General features: G+C 73.6%; 24 protein-coding genes and 2 pseudogenes. 12 read left to right on the top strand and 14 right to left on the bottom strand.

The window, feature by feature from the left end; translation table 11 throughout:
• Both ISP_RS17495 and ISP_RS17490 read left to right on the top strand, forming a co-directional pair.
• Positions 1–141, top strand: a pseudogene (locus tag ISP_RS17495) (Crp/Fnr family transcriptional regulator); the annotation flags it as partial.
• Between the two features lie 61 nt (positions 142–202).
• Complete coding sequence (locus tag ISP_RS17490) at positions 203–556, top strand: VOC family protein (RefSeq protein ID WP_013225099.1); 354 nt, start codon at positions 203–205, stop codon at positions 554–556.
• Here the strand turns inward: ISP_RS17490 and ISP_RS17485 are convergent.
• Genes ISP_RS17485 through ISP_RS17460 form a run of 6 tightly spaced genes read right to left on the bottom strand, consistent with a single transcriptional unit; the run spans position 553 to position 5,839 of the window.
• The gene (locus ISP_RS17485; protein ID WP_013225098.1) at positions 553–1,554 is read right to left on the bottom strand and encodes a proline racemase family protein; all 1,002 of its coding nucleotides are present in this window, start codon (positions 1,552–1,554) and stop codon (positions 553–555) included. The two genes, ISP_RS17490 and ISP_RS17485, sit on opposite strands and share 4 nt — an antisense overlap.
• Positions 1,555–2,466 carry a dihydrodipicolinate synthase family protein gene (locus ISP_RS17480; protein ID WP_013225097.1) on the bottom strand — a complete coding sequence of 304 codons (912 nt, stop codon included), beginning with the start codon at positions 2,464–2,466 and terminating at the stop codon, positions 1,555–1,557.
• Positions 2,463–3,746 carry an FAD/NAD(P)-dependent oxidoreductase gene (locus ISP_RS17475; protein ID WP_013225096.1) on the bottom strand — a complete coding sequence of 428 codons (1,284 nt, stop codon included), beginning with the start codon at positions 3,744–3,746 and terminating at the stop codon, positions 2,463–2,465. The genes ISP_RS17480 and ISP_RS17475 overlap by 4 nt, the downstream gene beginning before the upstream one ends.
• Positions 3,743–4,009: a (2Fe-2S)-binding protein gene (locus ISP_RS17470; protein ID WP_013225095.1), complete on the bottom strand. Its 267-nt coding sequence runs from the start codon at positions 4,007–4,009 to the stop codon at positions 3,743–3,745. Before ISP_RS17470 ends, ISP_RS17475 begins: the two co-directional genes overlap by 4 nt.
• Positions 4,006–5,172: an NAD(P)/FAD-dependent oxidoreductase gene (locus ISP_RS17465; RefSeq protein WP_013225094.1), complete on the bottom strand. Its 1,167-nt coding sequence runs from the start codon at positions 5,170–5,172 to the stop codon at positions 4,006–4,008. Before ISP_RS17465 ends, ISP_RS17470 begins: the two co-directional genes overlap by 4 nt.
• Before the next feature lie 52 nt (positions 5,173–5,224).
• The gene (locus ISP_RS17460) at positions 5,225–5,839 is read right to left on the bottom strand and encodes a helix-turn-helix domain-containing protein (RefSeq protein ID WP_014466933.1); all 615 of its coding nucleotides are present in this window, start codon (positions 5,837–5,839) and stop codon (positions 5,225–5,227) included.
• A 107-nt stretch (positions 5,840–5,946) separates the two neighbouring features.
• Here ISP_RS17460 and ISP_RS48480 point away from each other — a divergent pair.
• A pseudogene (locus tag ISP_RS48480) lies at positions 5,947–6,075 on the top strand (methyltransferase); the annotation flags it as partial.
• Positions 6,076–6,421: 346 nt separating this feature from the next.
• Positions 6,422–6,886 carry a methyltransferase gene (locus ISP_RS17450; RefSeq protein ID WP_013225092.1) on the top strand — a complete coding sequence of 155 codons (465 nt, stop codon included), beginning with the start codon at positions 6,422–6,424 and terminating at the stop codon, positions 6,884–6,886.
• A gap of 174 nt (positions 6,887–7,060) precedes the next feature.
• On the opposite strand, the gene ISP_RS17445 is transcribed toward ISP_RS17450, so the two are convergent.
• Together ISP_RS17445 and ISP_RS17440 are read right to left on the bottom strand one after the other, a co-directional pair.
• Positions 7,061–7,360 (bottom strand): DUF1540 domain-containing protein, encoded by a 300-nt coding sequence (locus ISP_RS17445; RefSeq protein WP_013225091.1) that lies wholly within the window; start codon positions 7,358–7,360, stop codon positions 7,061–7,063.
• A gap of 113 nt (positions 7,361–7,473) precedes the next feature.
• Positions 7,474–9,492, bottom strand: a complete 2,019-nt coding sequence (locus ISP_RS17440) for a phosphocholine-specific phospholipase C (RefSeq protein ID WP_013225090.1) — start codon at positions 9,490–9,492, stop codon at positions 7,474–7,476.
• Positions 9,493–9,669: 177 nt separating this feature from the next.
• Between ISP_RS17440 and ISP_RS17435 the strand changes: the two genes are divergently transcribed.
• From ISP_RS17435 to ISP_RS17420, 4 genes are all read left to right on the top strand, one after another.
• Entirely contained in the window at positions 9,670–10,206 is a 537-nt protein-coding gene (locus tag ISP_RS17435; RefSeq protein ID WP_013225089.1) for a MarR family winged helix-turn-helix transcriptional regulator, read from the top strand.
• Positions 10,203–10,571 (top strand): hypothetical protein, encoded by a 369-nt coding sequence (locus tag ISP_RS17430; protein WP_013225088.1) that lies wholly within the window; start codon positions 10,203–10,205, stop codon positions 10,569–10,571. Before ISP_RS17435 ends, ISP_RS17430 begins: the two co-directional genes overlap by 4 nt.
• Positions 10,572–10,773: 202 nt before the next feature.
• A complete protein-coding gene (locus ISP_RS17425) occupies positions 10,774–11,100 on the top strand; it encodes a lycopene cyclase domain-containing protein (protein WP_013225087.1) in 327 nt (108 codons plus the stop codon).
• Entirely contained in the window at positions 11,100–11,417 is a 318-nt protein-coding gene (locus ISP_RS17420; protein WP_013225086.1) for a lycopene cyclase domain-containing protein, read from the top strand. The genes ISP_RS17425 and ISP_RS17420 overlap by 1 nt, the downstream gene beginning before the upstream one ends.
• 225 nt (positions 11,418–11,642) lie before the next feature.
• On the opposite strand, the gene ISP_RS17415 is transcribed toward ISP_RS17420, so the two are convergent.
• On the bottom strand, positions 11,643–12,839 hold the full coding sequence (locus ISP_RS17415) for an MFS transporter (RefSeq protein ID WP_013225085.1): 1,197 nt from the start codon (positions 12,837–12,839) through the stop codon (positions 11,643–11,645).
• A gap of 111 nt (positions 12,840–12,950) precedes the next feature.
• On the opposite strand from ISP_RS17415, the gene ISP_RS17410 reads away from it, so the two are divergent.
• The gene (locus ISP_RS17410) at positions 12,951–13,664 is read left to right on the top strand and encodes an ArsR/SmtB family transcription factor (RefSeq protein ID WP_013225084.1); all 714 of its coding nucleotides are present in this window, start codon (positions 12,951–12,953) and stop codon (positions 13,662–13,664) included.
• 2 nt (positions 13,665–13,666) lie between these two features.
• Here ISP_RS17410 and ISP_RS17405 read toward each other — a convergent pair whose 3' ends face one another.
• From ISP_RS17405 to ISP_RS17395, 3 genes are read right to left on the bottom strand one after another with little or no spacing between them, the layout of a single operon-like run.
• On the bottom strand, positions 13,667–14,413 hold the full coding sequence (locus ISP_RS17405; RefSeq protein ID WP_013225083.1) for a succinate dehydrogenase/fumarate reductase iron-sulfur subunit: 747 nt from the start codon (positions 14,411–14,413) through the stop codon (positions 13,667–13,669).
• Positions 14,410–16,332, bottom strand: a complete 1,923-nt coding sequence (locus tag ISP_RS17400) for a fumarate reductase/succinate dehydrogenase flavoprotein subunit (protein ID WP_013225082.1) — start codon at positions 16,330–16,332, stop codon at positions 14,410–14,412. The genes ISP_RS17405 and ISP_RS17400 overlap by 4 nt, the downstream gene beginning before the upstream one ends.
• Position 16,333: 1 nt before the next feature.
• Positions 16,334–17,038 (bottom strand): succinate dehydrogenase cytochrome b subunit, encoded by a 705-nt coding sequence (locus ISP_RS17395; protein ID WP_013225081.1) that lies wholly within the window; start codon positions 17,036–17,038, stop codon positions 16,334–16,336.
• 81 nt (positions 17,039–17,119) lie between these two features.
• Between ISP_RS17395 and ISP_RS17390 the strand changes: the two genes are divergently transcribed.
• Positions 17,120–18,055 (top strand): LysR family transcriptional regulator, encoded by a 936-nt coding sequence (locus ISP_RS17390; protein WP_013225080.1) that lies wholly within the window; start codon positions 17,120–17,122, stop codon positions 18,053–18,055.
• On the opposite strand, the gene ISP_RS17385 is transcribed toward ISP_RS17390, so the two are convergent.
• Positions 18,048–18,905 (bottom strand): TIGR03619 family F420-dependent LLM class oxidoreductase, encoded by an 858-nt coding sequence (locus ISP_RS17385; RefSeq protein ID WP_013225079.1) that lies wholly within the window; start codon positions 18,903–18,905, stop codon positions 18,048–18,050. The genes ISP_RS17390 and ISP_RS17385 overlap by 8 nt on opposite strands.
• A 26-nt stretch (positions 18,906–18,931) precedes the next feature.
• Entirely contained in the window at positions 18,932–19,351 is a 420-nt protein-coding gene (locus tag ISP_RS17380) for a YkvA family protein (protein ID WP_013225078.1), read from the bottom strand.
• Positions 19,352–19,580: 229 nt separating this feature from the next.
• Here ISP_RS17380 and ISP_RS17375 point away from each other — a divergent pair, with 229 nt between their 5' ends.
• Both ISP_RS17375 and ISP_RS17370 read left to right on the top strand, forming a co-directional pair.
• Entirely contained in the window at positions 19,581–23,759 is a 4,179-nt protein-coding gene (locus ISP_RS17375) for a cation-translocating P-type ATPase (RefSeq protein WP_013225077.1), read from the top strand.
• A gap of 120 nt (positions 23,760–23,879) precedes the next feature.
• Positions 23,880–24,995, top strand: a complete 1,116-nt coding sequence (locus ISP_RS17370) for a serine hydrolase domain-containing protein (protein ID WP_013225076.1) — start codon at positions 23,880–23,882, stop codon at positions 24,993–24,995.
• Positions 24,996–25,093: the final 98 nt, after the last annotated feature.

The raw sequence follows: 25,093 nt of genomic DNA, 5'->3' as shown, positions 1-25,093 counted from the left end.
TACCAACCCGGACTCAACGTCCGAAACATGAACACCAACGACCACGCCATCACCTCCTACCTCATCAGCGCCTACCACTCCGCCGCCGTCCTCGTCCCCGACGCCCTCGGCGCCCTCGACGACGTCCAGGTCGGCCGCTGAGCCACGGCGCCCGCCCGCGTGTCACCGGTCCGGCCGGCCGCCGGGCTGGCAGGATCGCCGCATGGAACGTGTGCTCGGAATCGGCGGGTACTTCATCCGCGCGACGGACCCCGCTGCCCTCGGTGCCTGGTACCGCGACTGCCTCGGCCTCGACACCGACGAGCACGGCCTCTGGCACCAGGAACCCGGCCCGACCGTCTTCGCGCCGTTCGAGGCCGGGACCGAGTACTTCGGCTCCGCGACCCAGCAGACCATGCTCAACTTCCGGGTCCGCGATCTCGACGCCATGCTGGCCCAGCTCCGCGCCCGCGGCGCCGACGTGGCCGACGACGTCCAGGACATGGCCGGCGTCGGGCGCTTCGGCTGGGTCACCGACCCCGAAGGCCACCGCATCGAACTCTGGCAGCCCGCCTAAAGCACGAACCCCGTCGGGAACGGGTCGTCCGGGTCGAGCAGGTAGGTCGCGGTGCCGGTGATCCAGGCCCGGCCGGAGAACTCGGGGACCACCGCCGGCACGTCACCCACCGTCGTCTCGGCCACCAGCTCGCCCGTGAACGTCGTCCCGATGAACGACGAGTTCTCGAACGGCGTGTGCAGCGGAAGCTCGCCGCGGGCGTGCAGCTGGGCCATCCGGGCGGACGTGCCGGTGCCGCACGGCGACCGGTCGAACCAGCCCGGGTGGATCGCCATCGCGTTCTGCGACTTCCGCGCGTCCGAGCCCGGAGCGAGGAACTGGACGTGCTTGCACCCGCCGATCAGCGGGTCGGCCGGGTGCTTCGGCGGCCGCTGCTCGTTGATCGCGCCCATGATCGCCAGGCCGGCGGTCAGGATCCGGTCCTTCTCCGCGCGGTCGAACGGGATGTCCACCTGGGACAGGTCGAGGATGGCGTAGAAGTTGCCGCCGTAGGCCAGGTCGTAGCGGACGTCACCCAGGCCCGGCACGGACACCACGGCGTCGCGCTCGGCGAGGAACGAAGCGACGTTGCGCAGCTTGACCCGTTCGGCCCGGCCGTCGCGGACGGTGACCTCGGCGTGCACCAGCCCGGCCGGGGTGTCCAGGCGCACCACCGTCGTCGGCTCGGTCACCTCGACCATGCCCGTCTCCACCAGCACCGTCGCCACGCCGATCGTGCCGTGGCCGCACATCGGCAGGCAGCCGGACACCTCGATGTACACCACGCCCCAGTCCGCGTCCTCGCGGCAGGGCGGCTGCAGGATCGCGCCGCTCATCGCGGAGTGGCCGCGCGGCTCGTGCATCAGGAACTGCCGCAGGTGGTCCAGATTCGCCATGAAGTACCGCCGCCGCTCGGCCATCGTGGCGCCGGGGATCGGCGCCACCCCGCCGGTCACCACCCGGGTCGGCATGCCCTCGGTGTGCGAGTCGACCGCCGTGATCGCGCGCGAAGAGCGCATCTACGCCACTCCCAGCGCCGCGAGCGCGCGGCCCATGTCGGCGCGCACCTGCTCGCGGTGGACGTCGGAGAGCGGGCCCCGCGGCGGACGGCATGGCCCGCCGCGGCGGCCCACCAGGTCCATCCCGAGCTTGATCGCCTGGACGAATTCGGTGCGCGAGTCCCAGCGGAACGCGGCCACGAGCGGTTCGTAGAGCGCCTTGGCCTCCTCGAGCTTGCCCGCCGTGGCCAGCTCGAACAAGCGCGCCGATTCGGCCGGGAACACGTTGGGGAACCCGGCGAACCAGCCGGTGGCACCCATCAGCAGGCTTTCCAGGACGACGTCGTCGGCGCCGCCGATCACGGCCAGCCCCGGCGCCCGCTCGCGGATCTCCAGCACGCGGCGGACGTCGCCGGAGAATTCCTTGACGGCCACGACGTTGTCGATCTGCGCGATCTCGGCCAGCAGCTCCGGCGTCAGGTCGACCTTGGTGTCGAAGGGGTTGTTGTAGACCATCACCGGCAGCCCCACCGACGCCACGGCCTCGAAGTGGGCGAGCACCTCGCCGCGGTTGGCGCGGTAGAGGGTCGGCGGCAGGCAGAGCACGCCGTGCGCGCCGTCCTCGGCCGCCGCCTCGGCCCAGTAGCGCGCCTGGTGCGCGCCGGGGCCGTGCACGCCGACCACGACGATCCCGTCCGATCCGACCGCTTCGATCGCGGTGCGGGCGACGCGGCGGCGTTCGTCGTCGGTGAGCGAGGAGTACTCGCCGAGGGAGCCGTTCGGGCCGACGCCGCGGCAGCCGTTCGCGACGAGCCACCGGCAGTGTTCGGCGTAGGCGTCGTAGTCGACGGCCAGCCCGGCCGGCGCGGCGTCGTCGGCCCGGTAGGGCAACGCGGCGGCGACGACCACGCCGCCGAGGTCGCGGGTGTTCATGGAAACTCCTTCGGATCGGCGAGCTCGCCCAGGCGGATCGGCTGGGCGATCGGACGGTGGTGTCGTTCGGTGCCCCCGCAGAGGTCGGCGACGGCCGGCCCGCACATCCGGCCCTGGCACGGGCCGAGCCCGGCGCGGGTGCCGAGCTTCAGCGCGTGCGGGCCCGGCGTGACCGGGTCGGCGGCGGCGCTTCGCAGATCGCCGTAGGTGGTTTCTTCGCACCGGCAGACGACGGTGTCCTCGCGCAGCCACCCGGGCCACGCCGGGCCGATCGGGTGGGCCGCGGCCAGGCGGCGGGCAAAGGCCCGGGTGCGGTCACGCCGCTTGAGCAGCGCGCGGGCCGGCGTCCGGCCGGCGGCGGCCCACCCGGCGACCGCGCCTTCCGCCGCGGCGGCGGCCGAACCGCCGATGCCGGTGAGCTCTCCGGCGGCGAACACCCCGGTGACGCTGGTGCGCTGGTCGTCGCCGACCCGGACGAACCCGCCGTCGAGGGTGCAGCCGGCCGCGACGGCCAGTTCGGGTTGCGGCACGAACCCGTGCCCGATGCAGAGGGCGTCGACCTCGTAGGTGCGTTCGGTGCCGGGGACGACCGACCAGTCCGCGCGGACGCGCGCGGTGACGGCTTCGCGGACCCGGTCGTCGCCGCGGGCTTCGATCACCGCCCGACCCGTGCGGTACGGCACGCGGTGCCGGGCCAGCGCGCCGGCGTAACGAACCAGTTCGGTCATCTTGCCGGCGTGCGCCGCCGCGCGCCACGACCATCCCTTGAGGACAGTGCGCGCCGGATTCGCCTCCAGGACAGCGAGTACTTCGGCGCCGACGTCCACAAGGGATTCGGCGACCGGCAGCAGGAACGGGCCGGCCCCGGCGACGAGCACCCGCCGGCCGACGGCGATCCGCTCCCCCTTGGCCAGGGCCTGGGCGGCGCCCGCGGTGAAGACGCCGGGCAGCTGCCAGCCGGGGAACGGCAGGACGCGGTCGTGCGCGCCGGTGGCCAGGACCAGCGCGTCGGGTTCGAGGGTGTGGCGTCGCCGGTTCGTCCCGTCGGCCGGGCCGCGCAGGACGTGGACCCGCTTGCCTTCCAGGGCCCAGACCGTGCTTTCCGGCCACCACGTGCACCGGCTCAGGAGCGCTTCGAACCGGTGCGAGGCCCCCCGGTGGTACTGCCCGCCGGGTACGTCCGCCTGGTCCAGGACGGTGACCTCGGCGCCCGCGGCGAGCGCGTGTTCGGCCGCCGCGAGCCCGGCGGGCCCGGCGCCGACGATGACGACGTGCGTCACGCGCCCTCCTCCCGCGACTGGGTCCGGATCTCGTCGCCGTCGGCGGCGCGCCGGCGGCAGGCGCGGACGTCGGCGACGCCGTTGACGGTGAGCAGGCAGTCGAAGCAGGCACCGATCCCGCAGAAGACCCCGCGCGGCGCCCCGGACCGCGTGGTGCGCCACGACAGCCGGCCGGCGGCGAGCAGCACACCGGCGACGGTCTGCCCGGCGACACCTTGCACGGTCTCGCCGTCGACGGTGATCGCGATCGGCCGCCCGCTCACGCCAGCACCGCCGGACGGTCCACAGTGAACTCTTCCACCGGCATCGACGGGGTGGCGCCGGTCAGCAGTTCGCGCAGCAGCCGGGCCGTTCCGGCGCTCAGCCCGATCCCCGCGCCTTCGTGCCCGGTGGCGTGCCACAGGTTGCCGAGTCTCGGGTCCTCGCCCAGCACCGGCAGGTGGTCGTCGACGTACGGCCGGAAGCCGCCGTACGCGCGCATCACCGCGGCGTCGGCCAGTGCCGGGAACAGCCGGACCGCCTTGGCCGCGATCGCGCTCAGCACGTCCGGCCGGATCGTGTCGTCGAAGCCGACGCGGCGACGCGACGAGCCGATCAGCACGGTGCCGCCCCAGGTCGACTCCACGACCGCCGACGTCTGCAGGTCGCCGCTGCCGGTGCCGACCGCGCCGACGTAGTCCGCGTCGTAGACCTTGTGCCGGACCACGCCCGGCATCGGCGTGGTCACCAGGACCTCGCCGCGGCGGGGCCGGACCGCGATCGGCGCACCGAGCCGGGCCGACACCGGTCCCGACCACGGTCCCGCCGCGTTCACCACGACGTCCGCGTCGACCACTTCGCCGGCCACGTGCACTCCGGTGATCCGGTGGTCCCTGGTTCGGGCGCCGGTGACCTCGGCTTCGGTCCGCAGCCGGGCGCCGTGGCGCAGCGCCGAGCCCAGCAAGGCCAGCGCCGCGCCGGCCGGCTGCACCTGGGCGTCCTCCGGGTAGCGGACAGCGGCGGTGACCTCCCGGGTCAGCGCGGGTTCGGCCGCCGCGACGTCCGCCGCGTCGAGCCGCTCGGTGCGCACGCCGGCCTGGCTCTGGGCCTCGGCGAACGCGAGGAGCGCGGCGGCGCCGGCTTCGGTGGTGGCGACGACGATGCCGCCCTTCGGGTCGAACTCCGTCGCGGCGGCCGCCCGTGGGTCGTCTTCGGCGAGCTCGGCCACCAGCCGCGGCCACAGCCGGGCGGACAGCTGCGCGAGCGCGAGTTCGGCGCCCGGTCCCTTGTCGGAGACCAGGAGATTGCCTTCGCCGTGCGAAGTGGTGCCTCCCGCGGGCCGGCCGCGGTCGAGGACCAGGACGTCGAACCCGGCCACGGCGAGTTCGCGGGCGCACGCCGCGCCGATGATCCCGGCCCCGATCACCACCACCCGCGTTCGGTTCATCGACCCTCCAGCGTTCGATATAGCGAACGATAGGTCTCGATCGGGAAAGCTGTCAATCGCGCAGGACGGGGTGTGGCCTGCCGTCGAGCCGTTCGTCCGCGCGGTACTGCAGCAGCAGCACCGACTGCACAGGACCGTCCGGCGCGGTGTAGCTGTGCGGCTCGCGGGCGTCGAACGCGACGTAGTCGCCGGGCCCGAGGTCCACCGTCCGGCCGGCGACCTCGACCCGGAGCCGGCCGGCCTGCACGACCGTGTGCTCGACACCGACGTGACCTTGCGAGCGCTGCGGCGCGTCCCCCCGGACGAGCTGGTCGTAGACCTCGAAGACGCTGTTGCCGGCCTCGATCCGGCGCAGTGGCCGCAGGTCGACGCCCTCGCCGCGGAGGACTTCGACCTCGACGGCCCGCACGACGGTCAGTCCCCCGCGCGGGCGGTGGTCGAGCAGGTCGGAGATGGCCACTTCCAGCACCCGGGAGAGGCTGAAGACGGTCTCGATGGTCGGGTTGCCGGTGCCGCCCTCGAGCTGGGAGAGCGTCGCCTTGCCGATGCTGGACCGCCGGGACAGCTCGGACAGCGACAGGCCGCGCGCCGCCCGCGCCGCCCGGAGGTTGACCGCCAGCATGTCGCGGATCGACGGACCGCTGTCATCGTTCGGTAAAGCGTCCATCAGCGGCACCCTTCGTTCGGTTTGCCGATCGGACATGATGCCACGTCGGCGCTAGTCTCGACCGGGTGAATCAGTCGATCCTCGCGCTGGCCGACCTGGCCACGCCCATGGCCGTCCGGGTGGCGGCCACCCTCGGACTCGCCGAGCACGGCGACGCGACAGCCGCCGAGCTCGCCTCCCGGACCGGCGCTTCCCCCGCGGCGCTGGCCTGCCTGCTGGACCACCTCGTCACGGCCGGGGTCTTCGCGTTCGACGCGGCGTCCGGCCGCTACCGGCCCACCGACCTGGGTGAGCAGCTGCGTTCGGACGACGCCCGGCGGCTGCTCGACATCCACGCCGCGGGCGGGCGCGCGGAACTCGCGTTCGCGGACCTGCTGGAGACGATCACCACCGGCAAGCCGGCTTACGAACACCGCTACGGCCGCGACTTCTGGGCGGACATCGACGCCGAACCGCGGCTGCGGCGCTCGTTCGACGCGCAGATGAACTGGCGGTTCCAGGTGCAGGCGCCCGCAGATCGCCGCGCGGTTCGGCTGGAGCCGCTTCCCCCGGATCGTCGACGTCGGCGGCGGGGACGGCCTCGTGCTCGCGGAGATCCTGCGCGCCCACCCGGTGGTGCGCGGGGAGGTGCTGGACCTGGCGCCCTCGGCGACGGCGGCGGCGGACCGGTTCGCGGCGGACGGGCTCGCCGGCCGGGCGGGCGCGGTGGCCGGCAGCTTCTTCGACCCGCTGCCGGCGGGAGCGGACGCGTACGTGCTGTCCGACGTCCTCCACGACTGGGACGACGACCACGCCCGCACCATCCTGGCCGGCTGCCGCCGAGCGGCCGGCCGGAGTGGAACGGTGGTGGTGATCGAGCCGCTGCGCCACGGCACGTCCACGGCGATCAACCTGTTCATGCTGATGTGCTTCGCCGGCCGGGAGCGCACGGTGGCCGAGCTGACGAATCTGGCCGCCGGCTGCGGCTTGGCCCTGCGCGGGACGACGGAGGTGGCCGAGGGCCGGACGGCTCTGGAGTTCGCCGCGGCGCCGGAACAGTCCGCCTGACCGGCCGCCGGGTCCGACGGGTTGGGACCCGCCTCCGGCCGCCGGTTTCCACGCGGCCACATCTGCCGCCACAAGCCAGCACCCACGCCACCCGCGGCAAACCCCTCCAGGCCGCCGGACAACCGCCGCCCGGGCCCCGCGGCCTCCGCCGCCGCGGGGAACATCCGGCCCGTCCTACCTCGTCGTGTACGTCAGGCAGTTCGCCGCGTGGCCGCCGTTGCCTCGGCCTACTCGGATGCTGTCCGCCGTGCACTCCAGGGACGAGTTGTGCCGGCAGTCCGTCCGGGAACACGCGCCCACCTGGGCCACTACCCGGTCCAAGCCGCCCTTGGTGTTCAGCGGGACGAATGTTCCGCAGTCCGCCGATCCGTTGCCGCCGCCCACCGTGATGGCGAAGGCGTGGCAGCCGTCGTGGTTGTAGGAACAGCCGCTGACCGTGCACTCGTGCACGGCCGGCATTTCGGTGGTGGTCATCCGCACTCCTGGTTCCGTGGTGGGAAAACAGTCGGTTCCCCGACGCTCCCACCCGGAACCAGGCCTCGCAACGGACGCCACCACGGCCGGGTGACAAAGACCCCCGATAGGGCCTAGTTGGTGAGCGTGTTCGGGTCGCTCGTGCTCGGCCGCCCGGTCTCGACGTGCCCCGCCAGGCGGCGCAGGAACCGGGGATCGCGGTCCGAGACGATCGAGACGTCGTACCAGTTGCCGCTGCGTCGCGTGTCCACCACCTCGACCACCCGCGCGCCCGGCCGCAGGAGCCGCGACGTCGAGCGCCGGCCGTACGCGTCGGTCAGCGTGAGCCGCACCGGGGTCGGACCGCTGTTGGTCAGGACCAGCGCGAGGTTCCCGCTCCGCCCCTCGGGACGCGCGCTCACCTCGGGCCCGGCCAGGCCGCCGCCGCGGAACTGCCGGACGAAGCCGTTCGGCCCGTGGGCCGTGTAGTCGTAGCCCCCGGAGACGGGCAGCGCGGCGGCGAGCGAGCACCCCGCGCCCGCGGTGTAGGTCCGCGGCTCGCCGCCGGGCGAGGTGACGTAGAACGTCGCGCCCGCCCGGCCCTGGTTGACGAACGACAGGTTCAGCGCGGAACCCACCTGCGCGTCGGCGGCCAGGTCGTACGGCAGCGCCCGCGCCGGCCGCAGCCCCGGCTCCTGCTTCGGCAGCACGGCGTGGGCCGGGACGGCCGGCACGTAGTCCGGGTGCCGCTCGCGATCCGGCGGGAGGTAGCCCGCGGTGTCCGGCAGGGCGGGCACCCGCGCGTCGGTCCGCGCGAAGTCGAACGCCGACGTCAGGTCACCGCACACCGACCGGCGCCAGGCCGAGATGTTCGGCTCGTGCACACCGAACCGCCGTTCCATGAACCGGATGATCGACGTGTGGTCGAACGTCTCCGAGCACACGTAGCCGCCCTTGCTCCACGGCGACACCACCAGCATCGGCACGCGCTGGCCGAGCCCGTACGGGCCGGCCGGGTGCGAAGCCGAGCCGGCGAAGATCTCGCCCGCGGTATCCACAGTGGACTGGTCGGCGGTCGCGTACGGCGGGACGACGTGGTCGAAGAAGCCGTCGTTCTCGTCGTAGGTGATGAACAGCGCGGTCTTGCTCCACACCTCCGGGTTCGCGGTGAGCGCGTCGAGGACCTGCGCGATGTACCAGGCGCCGTAGTTCACCGGCCAGTTCGGGTGTTCGCAGAACGCCTCGGGCGCGGTGATCCACGAGACCTGCGGCAGCTTCCCGGCCTTGACGTCCGCCCGCAGCCGGTCGAAGTAGCCCTCGCCCGCCTTGGCGTTCGTGCCGGTGCGGGCCTTCTCGTACAGGGCGTCGCCGGGCTTGGCGTTGCGGTAGGAGTCGAAGTACAGCAGCGAGTTGTCGCCGTAGTTGCCGCGGTAGGCGTCGTCGATCCAGCCCCAGCCGCCGGCCGCGTCGAGACCGTCCCCGATGTCCTGGTAGATCTTCCACGACACCCCGGCCTGCTCCAGGCGCTCGGGGTACGTCGTCCAGGAGTAGCCCTTCTCGTCGTTGCCGAGGACCGGTCCGCCACCCTTGCCGTCGTTGCCCGTGTAGCCCGTCCACATGTAGTAGCGGTTCGGGTCGGTCGAGCCCATGAACGAGCAGTGGTAGGCGTCGCAGATGGTGAACGAGTCGGCGAGGGCGTAGTGGAACGGGATGTCCTCGCGCGTCAGGTACGCCATCGTCGTCGAGCCCTTCGCGGGCACCCACTTGTCGTAGTGGCCGCCGTTCCACGCCGCGTGCGTGTCGTTCCAGCCGTGCGGGAGGTCCTGGATGAACTGCAGGCCCAGGTTGTCCGCTTCGGGGCGGAAGGGCAGGATGTCGCGCTTGCCGTCCGATTGCACCCAGACGGACTTCCCGTTCACGAGCGTCGCCGGCCGCGGGTCGCCGAAGCCGCGGACCCCGCGCAGCGAGCCGAAGTAGTGGTCGAACGACCGGTTCTCCTGCATCAGCACCACGATGTGCTCGACGTCCCGCAACGTCCCGGTGCGGTGGTACGCGGGGATCTCCGCCGCGCGCGCGATGCTGGTGGACAGCGCGGAAAGGGCGGCGGTACCGCCGGCCAGCTGCAGAAAACGTCGTCGGTTGACGTCCGTCATGGGGACTCCGGGGGTGTCGTGGTGGCGAGCCGGGTCAGTATGGGCGGCGAAGAGCGAACCTGTCCCGGGACCGAGGCTAACGCCGGGCGAAACCCTGGTTAACGCCTGCGAGCGGACGGGCCCCGGACAGAGATGTTGACAGAGATACGGAAGCACGTACTAAAGTATTGCTTCACTATGAATGACGTACTCAACTTCGCACGGGACGAGGACGACCGGCTCTACTCCCCCGAGGCCCGCAGCGCACTGGCCGGCTTCACCCTCGGCGAAGACACCGGCGCGCTCGAAGCCGCGGCCGCCGTCCGCACCGCCGCGCGGAGCCTCGAGGGGCTGCGATCGCGGGGCACCGACAGCCGCGGCCTCAGCCCCGGCGCCCTCGACATCCTCATCCGGCTCGCCGCCGGCGAAGCGAACATCAAGGACCTCGCCGCTTCCGCGGGGGTGAGCTCCCGGAACGTGACCGGCCTGGTCGACACCCTGGAACGCACCGGGCTCGCCGAGCGGGTGCCCGACCCGCGCGACCGGCGGTCGGTGCAGGTCCGGATCACCGCGGACGGCCGGACGTGGCTGGCGGAGTTCCGGCGGCCGTCGCAGCTGGCCATGGCCGCGCTCTTCCGGGGGTTCACCGCCGCCGAGACGACCCAGCTGCGGCACCTGTGCCTGCGGCTGGCCGAGAACCAGTACCACCTCGCCCGCCACCTGGAGGACCGATGACCGCACAAACCAGAGAAACCGTCCAGGCCTACCACCGCGCCCGCTTCGACGGCGACGTGACCGCCGCCGCCGCGGAGCTGGCCGGCACGTTCACCTTCCGCAGCCCGCTGATCGAATCCGCCGACACGCGCGGCCACCTCGACGGGCTGGCGGCGTTCGTCGGGATCGTCACCGGCGTGGACCTGATCAGCGAACTCTACGGCGAGACCGAGGCCACCCTCGTCTACGACGTGCACACCGCCACCCCGGTCGGCACGCAGCACACCGCCGAGCACTTCCGGCTGCGCGACGGGAAGATCGAGGCCATCACCCTGATCTTCGACGCGACGCGCTGGCACCCGCTGATGGCGGCCGTGCAGCGGTGACCCGCCCGGACGCCCGGGTTGTGGAGACCACGAGCCGATCTCGAACACCGGGCGGGCACCGCCGGGACCGGTGTACCCGGGGCGGCCGGCGGCAAACGCGCGGCGTCGACCGGGCGCCCGGCTGCGGGAACCGGCGAGGCCGGGCAGAATTCCGGTGTGCCCGACGAACCGCGCGCCCGTACCCGTCCCGGAGCACGCTGACGTGGGCCGCGCGGAATACCTGGTCGTCCTCGGCGTCTGCGTGCTGGTGACGCTGCCGATCGAGCTGGCCGGCGCGCGGGTGTACCGCAGGCCGGGCCGGCTGGTGCGCTCGGTGCTGCCGGTGGCGGCGGTGTTCCTCGTCTGGGACGCGCTGGCCATCGCCGCCGGCGTCTGGCACTTCGACCCGGCGTTCGTCACCGGGCTGCGGGCGCCGTTCGGCATCCCGCTCGAGGAAGTCCTTTTCTTCGCCGTGATCCCGGTTTGCGGTGTGCTGACCTACGAAGGGGTCGGCTTGACCGGGCGGCTGCTGCGGCGGGTGCGCCGCTGATGCCCTGGGGTTACACGGTTCCGGCCGTCGCCGCGGTGCTCGCCGTCGTCGCGGCGGAGCTGCTGGTGTTGCGCACCGGGCTGTTCCGGCGGGCGGCGTACTGGGTCACCATGGTGATCGTCGTGGCCTTCCAGGTCCCCGTGGACGGGTGGCTGACGAAGCTGTCGGCACCGGTCGTCCGGTACGCCCCCGGTGGCATCACCGGCTGGCGGTTCCCGTGGGACATCCCGGTGGAGGACTTCCTGTTCGGTTACGCACTGGTGACCGCGGTCCTGCTGTTGTGGGAGCGGGGGAAGTCCCGGGAGGACGGGGCTTAGGCCCGCCTCCGCCCAGCGGAGGTCCGAGGGGGGTCGACCTGCGAGCGGAGACGGGAGTTCAAGGTCGGTACGGGGGTCGCCTCGCGGCGAAAGGCACAACACGGCTCCAGCGTGACCGGTATTCCGTGAAGGCAAGGGGTGAGGCCCGGGAACACCGCCGTACCGACACTCTGTACAACGTCGCGGCCCCGCTGGTGTTCCGGCGGCGGGGGTGACGTGCGTCGCTCAGCGGGCGAGCACGGGCTGCCGGGTCCGGATCGCCCAGCGGGTCAACGCCGGCACCGGCGCGACGGCCGCGAGGAACACCACCGCGATCAGCAGCCACCCGGGGCTGCCGAGGCCACCGACCGCGAGCGTGAACACGCCGGGCCCCACCATCTGCACGGTGGCCGTGGCCGCTTCGGTCGCGCCTTGGTAGGCGCCCTTGGCGTCTTCGCGCATCAGCCGCACCGACAGGCCCCAGTTGGCGGCCACGTACCCCAGCTCCCCGACGACGTGCAGCACGGCGGCCAGCCCCACCACCGCGATCGCGCCGGCCCCCGCTCCCCCGGACGTCGTGGCGAGCAGCACACAGCTCGCCGCGAGCACCACGCCGGACACCACCGCCGTCCGCGCGGCCTGGCCAGCCGTGCGCGCGAACCGCGCGAACGGCACCTGGAAGAGCGCGATCCCCACCGAACTGACCACGACCACGACCCCGCCGAGCCCCAGCGGCAGGTGGGTCCGGCCGGACAGCCACAGCGGCAGTCCGGCCGACAACATGGCCCAGCACAGGGAAAGCACCGCCGTGGCCGCGGTGAGGCACAGGTACGGCCGGTCCCGCAGCACGACCCTGGTCGCCGTCCGTTCCGGCTTGCCCGAGGTCCGTTCGGGCGCGGGCACCAGCAACGTCGTCCCGGCGAGGACGAGGAAGCTGACGGCGTTGCCGGCGATGGCCAGCGTGTAGGCCCATCGGGCATCGGCGGTCAGCACCAGGGCACCCAGCCCGGCGCCGGCGGCGTACCCGACGTGCTGGGCCACCCGCTGCCGGGCCAGCACGCGGACCCGCTCGGCGGGCTCGGTGACGAGCCCGGTGATGAGCGCCGTCCGCACCGCCGTGCCGCCGGTCGCCAGGGCGGTGAACGGCACCGTCACGGCCAGGAACGACCAGGTGCCGTCCACCGCGAGGTAGCCGGCCATCGCGCCGGCCCGCACCAGCGTGAGCACGACCAGCACCGGCCGCGCGCCGGCCCGGTCCGCGAACGCGCCCAGCGGCACCGCGGCGACCATGCCCACCGCGCTCGCCACCGCCAGTCCCGCGCCCACCGTGACCGGCGGGAGCCCGGCGATCCGGGTGAGGTACAGCGCCCAGATGGTGAACCAGAGGCCGTCGCCGAGCGCGGAAACCCCGCGGCCCCAGAGAAGACTGCGCAGTCCGGTCATGCACCCACCCTTCACGAGAACGTGAATGGTAATTCCCCGGAAGAACGGCTGCAAACATCATTCACGTACTCGTGAAGCGTGCTAGGCTCGCGCGTGTCGGGAGGAACGGTGATGGGCGGACTGGTCGATCCGGGCAACGCCGTCCAGGGCGCGATCGTCGAGCTGACGCGCGAACTGGCCGATCCGGTGCGGCTCACGGCCCTGCAGGTGCTGGCCGCGGAAGGGCCGCACACGATGGTGCAGCTGGCCGACGCGCTCGGCGTCACCGCACCCCGGCTGGGCAACCACCTGGCCCGGCTGCGGGCCGCCGGGCTCGTGACGGTCGAACACACCGGACGGCACGCGCTGTACCGCGTCGGCCGCGAGGACCTGCTGGGCGTGCTCACCGCCCTCGCGCGCTACGCCGGCAACGAAGGCATCACCCCGCCGGACCGCGCCGAGTCGGGCGCGGACATCGCGCACACGTGCTACGACCACGCGGCGGGACGCCTCGGCGTGGCGGTGTTCGCCCTGCTCGTCTCGCGGGGAGCGCTGCGGCCTCCGGACGGTTCCGCCCCCGAAGTCGCCCTCGGCGACGACCTTTCGGCGTTCCGGGACCTGGGCGTCACCCCGGCGGCGGTGGACCCGGGCCGCCGCCGGCCGGCGACGGCGTGCCTCGACCGGACCCACCGCGTTCCGCACCTCGGCGGTGTCCTCGGGCACGAGGTCCTGGCGGCGTTCCTGGCCGACGGGCTGGTCCGCCGCGGCCCGGAGGACCGCGAACTGCGGATCACCCCGCGCGGCCGCCGCCGGTTCGCCGCGCTGCTGCCGGGGTTCGCACTTTAGGGTCAGCGGCGGCCGGAGCGGGTTGCGGCGAGGTACTCGCGGTTGAGCGTCGCGATGCTGGTGAACGGGATGCCCTTCGGGCACGACGCCACGCACTCGCCGGTGTTCGTGCAGCCGCCGAAGCCCTCGGCGTCCATCGCGTCCACCATGTCGAGCACCCGGCTCGCGCGTTCCGGCGCGCCCTGCGGCAGCAGGCTGAGGTGGGTCACCTTCGCCGCGGTGAACAGCGTCGCCGAGCCGTTGGGGCACGCCGCCACGCAGGCGCCGCAGCCGATGCAGGTCGCGTTGTCGAAGGCCAGGTCCGCGTCCGGCTTGGGGACCGGGGTGGCGTGGGCGTCCGGCGCACTGCCCGTCGGTGCGCTGACGTACCCGCCGGCCTGGACGATCCGGTCGAGTGCCGAGCGGTCGACGACCAGGTCCTTGACGACCGGGAAGCCCTTGGCTCGCCACGGTTCCACGTCGATGACGTCGCCGTCGGCGAAGGAGCGCAGGTGCAGCTGGCACGCCGTCGTGCGCTCGGGACCGTGTGCCTGCCCGTTGATCACCACGCCGCACGAACCGCAGATGCCCTCGCGGCAGTCGTGGTCGAACGCCACCGGTTCGTCGCCGGCTTCGATCAGCCGCTGGTTCAGCACGTCCAGCATCTCCAGGAACGACATGTCCGGGCTGATGCCGTCGACCGGGTAGGCGACCAGCCGGCCCTCGGCGGCCGGCCCGGCCTGCCGCCAGACGCGGACGGTGAGTTTCACGTGTAGCTCCGCTGGGTCGGGTGGACGTGCTCGAAAACCAGGTTCTCGCGGTGCAGCACCGGCTCGGCGCCGTACTCCCACGCGGCGACGAAGGCGAAGTTCTCGTCGTCCCGCAGGGCTTCGCCTTCGGCGGTCTGGTGCTCTTCGCGGAAGTGGCCGCCGCACGATTCCTCGCGGGCGAGCGCGTCGAGCAGCATGAGCTCGGCCAGCTCCAGGAAGTCGGCCACCCGGTTCGCCTTTTCCAGCTCCTGGTTGAACTCCGCGCCGCCGCCGGGAACGCGGACGTCACGCCAGAATTCCGCCCGCAGCTCCGGCACCCGGTCCAGCGCCTTGCGCAGGCCTTCGCGGGTGCGGGACATCCCGCAGTGGTCCCACATCAGCAGCCCCAGCTCGCGGTGGAACGAGTCGGCCGACCGCGTCCCCCGGACGGCCAGGAGCCGGGAAATCCGTTCTCGCACCTCAGTTTCCACCTGGCGGATGTCAGCATCGGGGACGTCGCCGAGCCGCGTGCTGCCGAGGTAGTCGTTGACCGTCGCGGGCAGCACGAAGTAGCCGTCGGCGAGCCCCTGCATGAGCGCCGACGCGCCGAGCCGGTTGGCGCCGTGGTCGGAGAAGTTCGCCTCGCCGATCACGAACAGCCCGGGGATCGTGCTCTGCAGGTCGTAGTCCACCCAGAGGCCGCCCATCGTGTAGTGGATGGCCGGGTAGATCCGCATCGGGACCGCGTACGGGTCTTCCGCGGTGATGCGCTGGTACATGTCGAAGAGGTTGCCGTAGCGGGCTTCGACCGCCGGACGGCCGAGGCGGGCGATCGCGTCGGCGAAGTCGAGGTAGACGCCGAGACCGCCGGGACCGACGCCGAACCCGGCGTCGCACACGTTCTTCGCCGCCCGCGAAGCGATGTCCCGCGGCACGAGGTTGCCGAAGCTCGGGTAGAGGCGTTCGAGGTAGTAGTCGCGCTCGTCCTCGGGGATCTCCCCTGATGATCTGGTGTCGCCGCTGCGCTTCGGGACCCAGATGCGGCCGTCGTTGCGCAGCGACTCGCTCATCAGCGTCAGCTTCGACTGGTGTTCGCCGGACCGCGGGATGCACGTCGGGTGGATCTGGGTGAAGCACGGGTTCGCGAAGTAGGCGCCGCGTTTGTGCGCCCGCCAGATCGCGGTGGCGTTGGAGCCCTTCGCGTTCGTCGAGAGGTAGAAGACGTTGCCGTAGCCGCCGGTCGCGAGCACGACGGCGTCCGCGAGGTGCGTCGTGATCTCGCCGGTCACCAGATCGCGCGCGACGATGCCGCGGGCCCGGCCGTCGGCGACGATCAAGTCGAGCATTTCGGTGCGCGCGTGCAGCTCGACGGTCCCGGCGTCGATCTGCCGGGACAGCGCCTGGTACGCGCCGATCAGCAGCTGCTGGCCCGTCTGGCCGCGCGCGTAGAACGTCCGCTGCACCTGCACACCGCCGAAGGACCGGGTGTCCAGCAGGCCGCCGTACTCCCGCGCGAACGGCACCCCTTGCGCCACGGCCTGGTCGATGATCTGCGCCGAGACCTGGGCCAGCCGGTACACATTGGACTCGCGGGCCCGGAAGTCGCCGCCCTTGACCGTGTCGTGGAAGAGCCGGTACACCGAATCGCCGTCGTTGCGGTAGTTCTTCGCCGCGTTGATGCCGCCCTGGGCCGCGACGGAGTGCGCGCGCCGCGGCGAGTCCTGGAAGCAGAACTGCACGACGTGGTAACCCTGCTCGGCCAGCGTCGCGCCGGCCGAGCCGCCGGCCAGCCCGGTGCCCACGACGATCACCCGGTGCCGGCGCCGGTTCGCCGGGTTCACCAGCTTCGCGGCGAACTTCCGCTCGTCCCAGCGGTTTTCGAGGGGACCGGCGGGGGCCTTGGTGTCGGCGATCGGGTCGCCCACGCGGTAACCGTCCATGTCAGTGCACCAGTCCCGTCATGATCGCGACCGGGACGAGCGCGTAACCGCCCGCGACCACGACCGCTGTCGTGCTGCCGAAGATCCTGATCGCCCGTTCCCGCCGCGCGCGGGTGACGCCGAGCGTGCGCGCGGCACTGGCGAAGCCGTGGTGGATGTGCAGACCGAGCATCGCCAGGGCGACGAGGTAGATGACGTTCACCCACCAGACCCGGAAGTCGGCGACGAGGTTGTGGTACGGGTCGCCGGGAACGAAGTCGCGGTTCACCGTGCCGACGGTGAAGTCGAGGATGTGCCAGACGACGAACACCGCGAGCGTCGCCCCGCCCCAGCGCATCGTCCGCACCGCGAAGGTCGCGCGCGCCGGCTGCCGGTGGACGTACCGGACCGGCCGCGCGCGGCGGTCGCGCCGGGCCAGCTGCACCGCCGCGGTGACGTGCAGGACCAGCGCGGCGAGCAGCACCGCGCGCTGGAGCCAGAGGAACCATTCGCGGCGCAGCACCGGCTCGCCGATCGTGCGCAGCCAGCCGGCGTAGTGGTTCAGCTCGGCGGCGCCCAGGAACGTCTTGAGGTTGCCGACCATGTGCGCGAACACGAAGGCGAGCAGGAGCACACCGGTCACCGCCATGACGGCCTTCTTGCCGATCGTCGAGGCCCAGAAGCGCCGGACGGCCGAGCGCCGGTGCGGGGCGAGCGTGTTCACCACCCGATCGACGTTAGGAGCGCATCGACCAGAGGTCAAAGACATGATGGCTCTGCGGTCGATAGGCAACAGCTATCATGAGGCATGCAGTTCCACCAGCTCGCCTACTTCGTTGCCGTCGCCGAGCACCGGCACTTCACCCGCGCGGCCGAAGAGGTGCGGGTGGCCCAGCCGTCGCTGTCCCAGCAGATCCGCGCGCTCGAACACGACCTGGGCGCGCCGCTGTTCCACCGGATCCGCGGCAACGTCTCGCTCACCGAAGCCGGGGAAACACTGCTGCCGCTCGCCCGGCGGATCCTCGCCGACACCGAAACCGCCCGGCTGGCCATCCGGGAACTGGACGAACTCGACCGCGGCCGCGTCCGGCTGGGTGCGCCGCCGAGCCTGTGCACGGGCCTGCTGCCCGCGATGCTCGCGGCGTTCCGCCGCCGGTACCCGGGCATCCAGCTGGAGCTGCACGAAAGCGGGTCGGGCGACCTGCGGCAGCGGCTGGCCGAGGGCGCGCTGGACCTGGCGCTGCTGGCGGGCGCCCGGACGACGGCCGAGGCCGGTCTGGCGGCGACCCCGCTGCTGCTCGAGGAGCTGGTGGTGATCTCGGCCCCGGAGGCGCCGGTGGCGGGCGACCGCCTCCGCATCGGCGACCTCGCCGATGTCCCGCTGGTGATGTTCCGCCGCGGCTACGACGTCCGGGAGGCGACGGTCAACGCCTGCCGCGCCGCCGGGTTCGAACCGTCGTTCGCGATCGAGGGCGGCGAGATGGACGCGGTGCTGGCACTGGTGCGCGCGGGCGTGGGCGCGGCGGTGGTCCCGAGCACGGTGGCAGGCGACCGGTTCCGCAGGACCCGGTTCACCCCCGACGCGGGGATGACGCGCGTGGTGCAGCTGGCCCACCGCGCGGACGTGGAGCCCACCCGGGCGGTGCGCGCGCTGCGGTCGGCGATCGCCGGGTTCGTGGCCGACCCGGCCCGGCGGGCGAGCCTGCCGCCGGGCATCGAGTCCCTGGTGGACGACGTCAGCTGAGGCCGAACCGCTCGGCGAATCCCGCCATCTCCGCCCGCCTTTTCGCGGGCTCGGCCGTGCCCGGTGTCACGACCAGGCGCGTCACCCCTTGTCCGGCCAGTGCTTCGACGTCCTCTGTGGACATATCGAGCGATCCCCATCGCGTGTACTGCAGGCTGTCGGGGTCGCGGCCCGATTCCTTCGCCGTCGTCCTGGCGAGTTCGAACTGCCGGCGGCGCTCGTCCGCGGTGAGCGCCCCGCCGGGGAAGTACCCGTCGCCGCGCCGGCCCGCCCGCCGGGCCGCGGCCGCGCTCGAACCGCCGATGTGGATCGGCAGCTCGCGGACGCCCAGCGGCTTCGGGAAGCTGCAGACGTCGTCGAACCGGAAGAACTCGCCGGCGAAGGAGACTCCCTCGGCTCCGCCCGCCCACAGCAGCCGCAGGACGTCGATGGCCTCGTCCGTCCGGCGGCCGCGGGTGGCGAAGTCGACGCCGGCCGCCCGCGCCTCGCCGGGCAGGGCGCCGACCCCGGCCGTGAGCAGCCGCATGCGGCCGCCGGACAGCACGTCGACCGTCGCCAGGCGCTTGGCCAGCACCACCGGGTGGTGGTAGGGCAGCAGCAGGACCCCGGTGCCCAGCAGGATGCGGCTGGTCACGGCGGCGACGAAACTCAGGCACTCCAGGGGATCCGCGTACGGCAGGGACGGCGGCAGCGCCATCGTCCCGATCTGCGCGCCCGGATACAGCGCGACGTGCTCCGGCAGGTACAACGACTCGAACCCGCACTCCTCCGCGTCCCGCGCGAACCCCGCGATCGCTTGCGGGTCCGCGCCGAAAAAGGGGGTGCTGTAACTGATCCCGAACTTCACCATCGAGAAGCTAGACGTTGACGCCTACGTCAAGGCAACGGCCGGATCCCCGTCAGACGCGCGAGGGCGGCGAACCCGTCATCGGTCCCGGGCCAGTGAGCCCGCACGGCCTCGAGCCCGGCGCGGCGTACCACCGAGCGCAGGACGGCGCTGACGATGATCGCGTCGTCGGCGTACCCGAGCACCGGGATGAAGTCCGGCACGAGGTCGATCGGCAGCGCGAGGTAGGCCAGCAGCAGCCCGAGCCGGATCCGGACACCGCGCGGGAGCGTCTTGTCCGCGGCCAGCCGACGGATCAGCCGCAGCACGTCCGGCAGCAGCCGGAGGGCTTCCCGGAGCAACCCACCGCGCGGCCGGACGAGCACGAGCGCGCCGAGGAGGACGGCCCACGCGAGCACCAGCGCGACGGCGACGCCGATCAGCAGGTCCCACCAGAACGAGCCGGTCACCGCGCGAGGGTACGTCGGTGGGCCGCGGCGGTCCAGGAGTGGGGTGGCTGCTGGCCCAGCCGCCTCCGCGCGAGACCACGGCCGCGGTCCGGGGCCGCAGCGTGGTCGTGCCGAGCAGGCCGCCGCGGCCCGGCGCCGTCGCGCGATCGGGCGGCTCGGGTGTCCTGCGGGTTTGGCCTCCGCTCGCCGGGGAACGCCGAGCGGAAACGGTCGGCAGGCGGAGGTCGGAGTGCTCGGAGCGTTGTTCGCGGTGGCGAAAACGGGGATGACGCTGGCCCTGGCCGGACCGCTCCTCGTGACGCGGCAAGCGAAACGGGCAGCTTCGGCGCTCGGCCCGCTCGCCGGGGAACTGGCCGCGGGTGCCGCCGAAACCGCGGCGGAAGCGACCCGGACGAGCACCCGCACGGCCGTGCGCGCCGCGCGGGTCGTGCGCAACGCCTCCGGGCCGCGGAGCGCCGTCTGGCGTGCGGGACGGCGGCTGCACTTCCCCTTGCGTCCGCATGCCGACGCCGACCGGCCGGACGGGCCCGCGCTCGCCGCCGAGCTGGCCGGCCACGACGGCGTCGCCGGGGCCTACTGGGACGGCGGGCTCGGCAGCGTGGTCCTCCACCTGGGCGACGAGGCCGCCGCCGAGCGCGTTGCCGGCTGGATCGCCGACCACTGCGGGCGGCACGGGCTGACGCCGGCCGAGCCGGGTGACTGCGCCCCGGCCCACCCCGGCGACACCTACGGGGTGCGGGCCGCCGCGCTCGCACTGGCGATGGACGTCGCGGGGCTGGCCGTCTCGGTCGGCACCCGCTCCGGAAGGCTGCACGAGACCGTGCGGGCCGCGGTGGCCGCGGCCCGCGAACACCCCGCCGTCCGCGCCGCGCTCGACGAGCGGTTCGGCTGGTACACCGCCGAACTGGCCCGCTCGGGCGTGTCCGCCGCGGTGCGGGGGCTCAGCCAGGACCCGCTCGAACTGGTGCTGGACGCCCTCCTGCGCACCGGGCAGCTCACCGAGGCGATCGCCCGGCTCACCGCGTTCGACGCCGGCCACGACGACCTCTGCTCACCGGAGCGGCCCAGCCTCGGCGTGACCCCGCAACAGCGCCGGGTCCGGATCCCGATGGAGGACTACGCCCGCAACGCCGTCGGCAGCGGCCTGCTCGCCGCGCTCGCCGACCTGCTGGTGCGCCGCAAGCCCCGCGAAGCCGCCGAAGCGTTCCTCGCGGCCTCGCCGATGCCGGCCCGGTACGCCGGCACCGCCTTCCACACCGCGATGGGCACCGCGTTCGCCCGCGAAGGCGTGCTCGTCCGCGACCCGGACCGGCTCAAGGCACTGGACACTGTGGACACCGTCGTGCTGCACGCCGACGCGCTGCACGGCGAAGACGGCCTCGATCCGCACGCCGAAGCCGTGCTGGACGCGGCCCGCCGGGCCGAGGCACGGGTCGTCATCACCGGCGACGACGCCCGCGACCGGCTCGGCGAGTTCGCCTCGCTCGCCGACGACGTCGCCGCGGAATCGTTCTTCGGGCTGGTGACGCGGCTGCAGGACGAAGGCCGGGTCGTGCTCACCGTCGGCCGCCCGCCCGCGCGTTGTGCGCCGCACTGCGACGAGGTGGCGGGCCTGCTCGCCGGCGACCTCTGCGTCGCCCTCGCCGATCGCCACGCGCCGGTGCTCTGGGGCGCCGACCTGGTCGTCCGGCCGGGGCTGACCGGGGTGTGGCGGGTCCTGCGGGCGGCCGGCGCCGCGCGGGTGAACAGCCGGCGGGCCACCCGGGTGGCGACCGCGGGCAGCCTGATCGGCGGCCTGCTGCTGATGTCACGCCGGCGGCGGACGCTGGTGCCGTTCGTGCCCCGGCTGGACCCGGTGCTGCTCGGCGGGCTGACCGGGCTGGCGATGGGCACGCTCGCCGCGGTGCGGGTGGCCGCCGCCCGGCCCCCGGCCGGCCGGACCCGGATCGCCTGGCACGAGCTGACCGGCGACGAGGTCCTCCGCCGGCTCGCCGACGCGGAACCCGAGCCCACGAACTGGGAGCTGACGGCCCGGCGGGTGCGGGCGGTGACCGGCGCGGTGGCCCGGCACCCGGCCGCGGCGCCGGTCCGGTTCGGGACGGGCCTCGCCGCCGACGTCGTCGCCGAGCTGAACGACCCGCTGACCCCGGTGCTGGCCCTCGGCGCGGTCGCGTCCGCGGTGGTCGGCTCACCGGTGGATGCGCTGCTGGTGGCCGCGGCGATGGGCCTCAACGCCGTCGTCGGCGGCGCGCAGCAGTTCCGCGGCCGCCGCGCGCTGGCGAAGCTGCAGGACGGGATGCGGCAACGGGCGCGCAGGGAAGGCGGCGGGGTCGTCGACGCGCGGGCGCTGCAAGCGGGCGACCGGATCGAACTGCGGGTCGGCGACGTCGTCCCCGCCGACGCCCGGCTGCTGACCGCCAACGACCTCGAGGCGGACGAATCCGCGCTGACCGGCGAGTCGCTCCCGGTCGCCAAGCAGCTCGACCCGGTGCCCGGCGCGCCGCCGGCCGAGCGCAGCTGCCTGGTCTTCGCCGGCACCACGGTGGTCAGCGGCGAAGGCACCGCGGTCGTCGTGGCGGTCGGCTCCGAGACCGTGGCCGGCCGGGCGGTCGAGCTGGCCACCCGGACCGCCGCCGCGGTGGGCATCCAGGCCCGGCTGCAGGACCTCACCCGCCGCGCCCTGCCGCTGACGATGCTCGGTGGCGCGCTCGTCACCGGCCTTTCGGCGATCCGCGGCCGTCCGCTGCGCCGCGCACTGGCCGGCGGCGTGGCGATCGCCGTGGCCGCGGTGCCCGAAGGACTGCCGTTGGTGGCCACCGTGGCCCAACGGGCGGCGGCCCGGCGGCTGTCCGCGCGCGGCATCCTGGTCCGCGCCCCGCGGGCGCTGGAAGCGTTGGGGCGCTTGGACGTCGTCTGTTTCGACAAGACGGGCACGCTGACCGAAAACCGGCTGCGCGTGGTGACGACGACCGGGCCCGACGGCGAAGCACGTGAACCGGGCCCCGAGGACGCCGTGCTGCGGGCCGCCGCGCGCGCCTGCCCGGGCACGCTCGACGACCCCCACGTGCGGGCGCACGCCACCGACCACGCCGTGCTCGACGCCGCCGGCCCCGACGAAGGCTGGACCGAACTCGCCGGGCAGCCGTTCGAGGCGAACCGCGGCTACTCGGCCACGATCGGCCGGGACTCCGGCGGCGATCCGACGCTCGTCGTCAAGGGTGCCCCGGAGATCGTGCTGCCCGCCTGCGCCGGCGCGGACGAGCTGGCCCGCGCCGCGGAAGCCTTGGCGGACAAGGGCTTGCGCGTGCTGGCGGTGGCGTCCCGGAAGACCCGGCCCGCGCTCGACGGCGACGACGAAGAAGTGCTGGCGGGCCTGGAGTTCCTCGGGTTCCTCGGGCTGGCGGACACGCTGCGGCCGACCGCCGGGCCGCTGATCTCCGGGCTGCGCGCGGCCGGCGTGGCGCCGGTGATGCTCACCGGCGACCACCCGAACACCGCGCGGGCCATCGCGACATCGCTCGGCTGGCCGTCCGACGCCCCGGTCGTCACCGGTGACGAGCTGGCCGCCCTCGACCGGGCCGGCCGGGCCCGGCTGCTCTCCGGCGCCGGCGTGATCGCCCGCGTCGCACCGGAGCAGAAACTGCAGGTCGTGGAGGCGCTGCGCGAAGCGGGGCGGGTGACGGCGATGGTCGGCGACGGCGCGAACGACGCGGCCGCCATCCGCGCCGCGGACGTCGGCATCGGCGTGCGCGCCCGGGCGTCGACCGCCGCCCGCACCGCGGCCGACGTCGCGCTGACCGGCGAGGACCTGACCGTCCTGCTGGAGGCGGTGGCGGAGGGCCGCGCGCTGTGGCGCAGCGTCTCGGACGCGGTGGTGATCCTCGTCGGCGGCAACGCGGGCGAGATCGGCTTCTCGGTGCTGGGCACGCTGCTGTCGGGCGACTCGCCGCTGGGCACCCGCCAGCTGCTGCTGGTCAACCTGCTGACCGACCTGTTCCCGGCGATGGCGGTGGCGGTCACCCGCCCGGACGACGCCGGTTCCGGCGGGCTCGGCGACGGCCTGACCCGCGCGATCACCAGCCGGGGCGTGACGACGGGCGTCGGCGCGACGACGGCGTGGCTGATCGGGCGCTGCACCCCGGGAACCGTGCGCCGCACGAGCACGATGGCCCTGTGCGGGCTGGTCGGCACCCAGCTGGCCCAGACCCTGCGCGGCCGCCGCCGCAGCCCCCTGGTGGTCGGTACCGCGGTCGGGTCGGCGCTGGTGCTGGCGGCGATCGTGCAGACGCCGGGGGTGAGCCGGTTCTTCGGCTGCACCCCGCTCGGCCCGCTGGCCTGGGCCGGAGTCGGCGCGGGGGTGGCGACGGGAGCGCTGACGTCGTCGCTGCCGATCCTGCGGCAGCCGTAACTCGCCGGATCCGGGGTAGCGCCGGCGCTACCCCGGATCCGGTGGTCCGCACTGCTGATCTTCGCGCCGGATCCCGGCATCGTGGGCGGTGTCCGAATCCGGTGGCGAAGGAGCAGAACGATGAAGACTTCCGTGGTGCGCAAGGGCGTCGTGGTCCTGGCGGTGGCGGGCCTGCTGGGCGCGACGGTCACGACGGCCGAGGCGGGGCCGCCCCGCAACGGCGCCCTCCAGGAGAAGCTCGACGCGCTGGTGGGCCAGTTCCCGGCGGCGCTCGCCACGGTGAGCCGCGGCGGCCGCACGGAGTCGCTGGTCGCCGGTTCCGCGCGGCTCGGGAGCCGGGTCCCGGTCCCGGCCGACGGGCGGGTGCGGGCGGGCAGCAACACGAAGACGTTCACCGCGGTGGTGGTGCTGCAGCTGGTGGCCGAGGGCAAGGTGGAACTGGACGCGCCGATCGAGCGGTACCTGCCCGGCCTGGTGCCGGGTGGGTCGGCGATCACCGTCCGGCAGCTGCTGCAGCACACCAGCGGGCTCCCGAACTACACCGAGTACCTCGGGGTGGACGACGTCGCGAAGCTGCAGCACCGGTACTTCGAGCCCCACGAGCTGCTCGCACTGGCGCTGGCCCACCCGGCGAAGTTCGCCCCCGGCACGAAGTGGGAGTACAGCAACACGAACTACGTGCTGGCGGGCCTGCTGATCGAACGGGTGACCGGACGCCCGGTGGCGGAGCAGATCACCGAGCGCGTGATCCGGAAAGCGGGCCTGCGCAACACTTACTGGCCGCAAGCCGGCGACCAGGCCATCCGGGGCCCGCACCCGCAGGGGTACGCGCGGTCGGGTGACGAGGTGATCGACGTGACCGAGCTGGACCCGTCGTGGGGCTGGGCGGCCGGCCAGCTGATCTCGACCCCGGGCGACCTCGCCCGGTTCGCCCGCGTGCTGCTGGACGGCCAGCTGCTCCCGGCGGCGCAGCTGGCGGAGATGCGCAAGACGGTCGACGCGCCCTTGCTGCCGGGCTGGCGCTACGGCCTGGGCCTGTTCCGCGTGCCCCTCAGCTGCGGCGGCGTGTACTGGGGCCACGGCGGCGACATCCCCGGGTTCGAAACCCGCGGCGGCGCCACCGACGACGGCCGTTCGGTCGGCCTGGCGGTGACGGCGCTGCCGGGCACCTACGGCGACCCCGAACAGGGGGCACAGGCGGTGGTGTCCGCAGTGGACACGGCTTTCTGCCGCTGACGCCGGATCGCTCGATCCTTCCTAGTGTCCTGCGCCTGAAATCCGCTATCTAATTGTAGGATGCGGTGATGGCGGGTCGTGGACGGTCCAAGGTCGAG

The organism is Amycolatopsis mediterranei, from assembly GCF_026017845.1.
In the GTDB taxonomy this organism is placed as follows: domain Bacteria; phylum Actinomycetota; class Actinomycetes; order Mycobacteriales; family Pseudonocardiaceae; genus Amycolatopsis; species Amycolatopsis mediterranei.
Note: the sequence above shows the minus strand (reverse complement) of the source record. Positions and strands in the feature narration are given on the sequence as shown.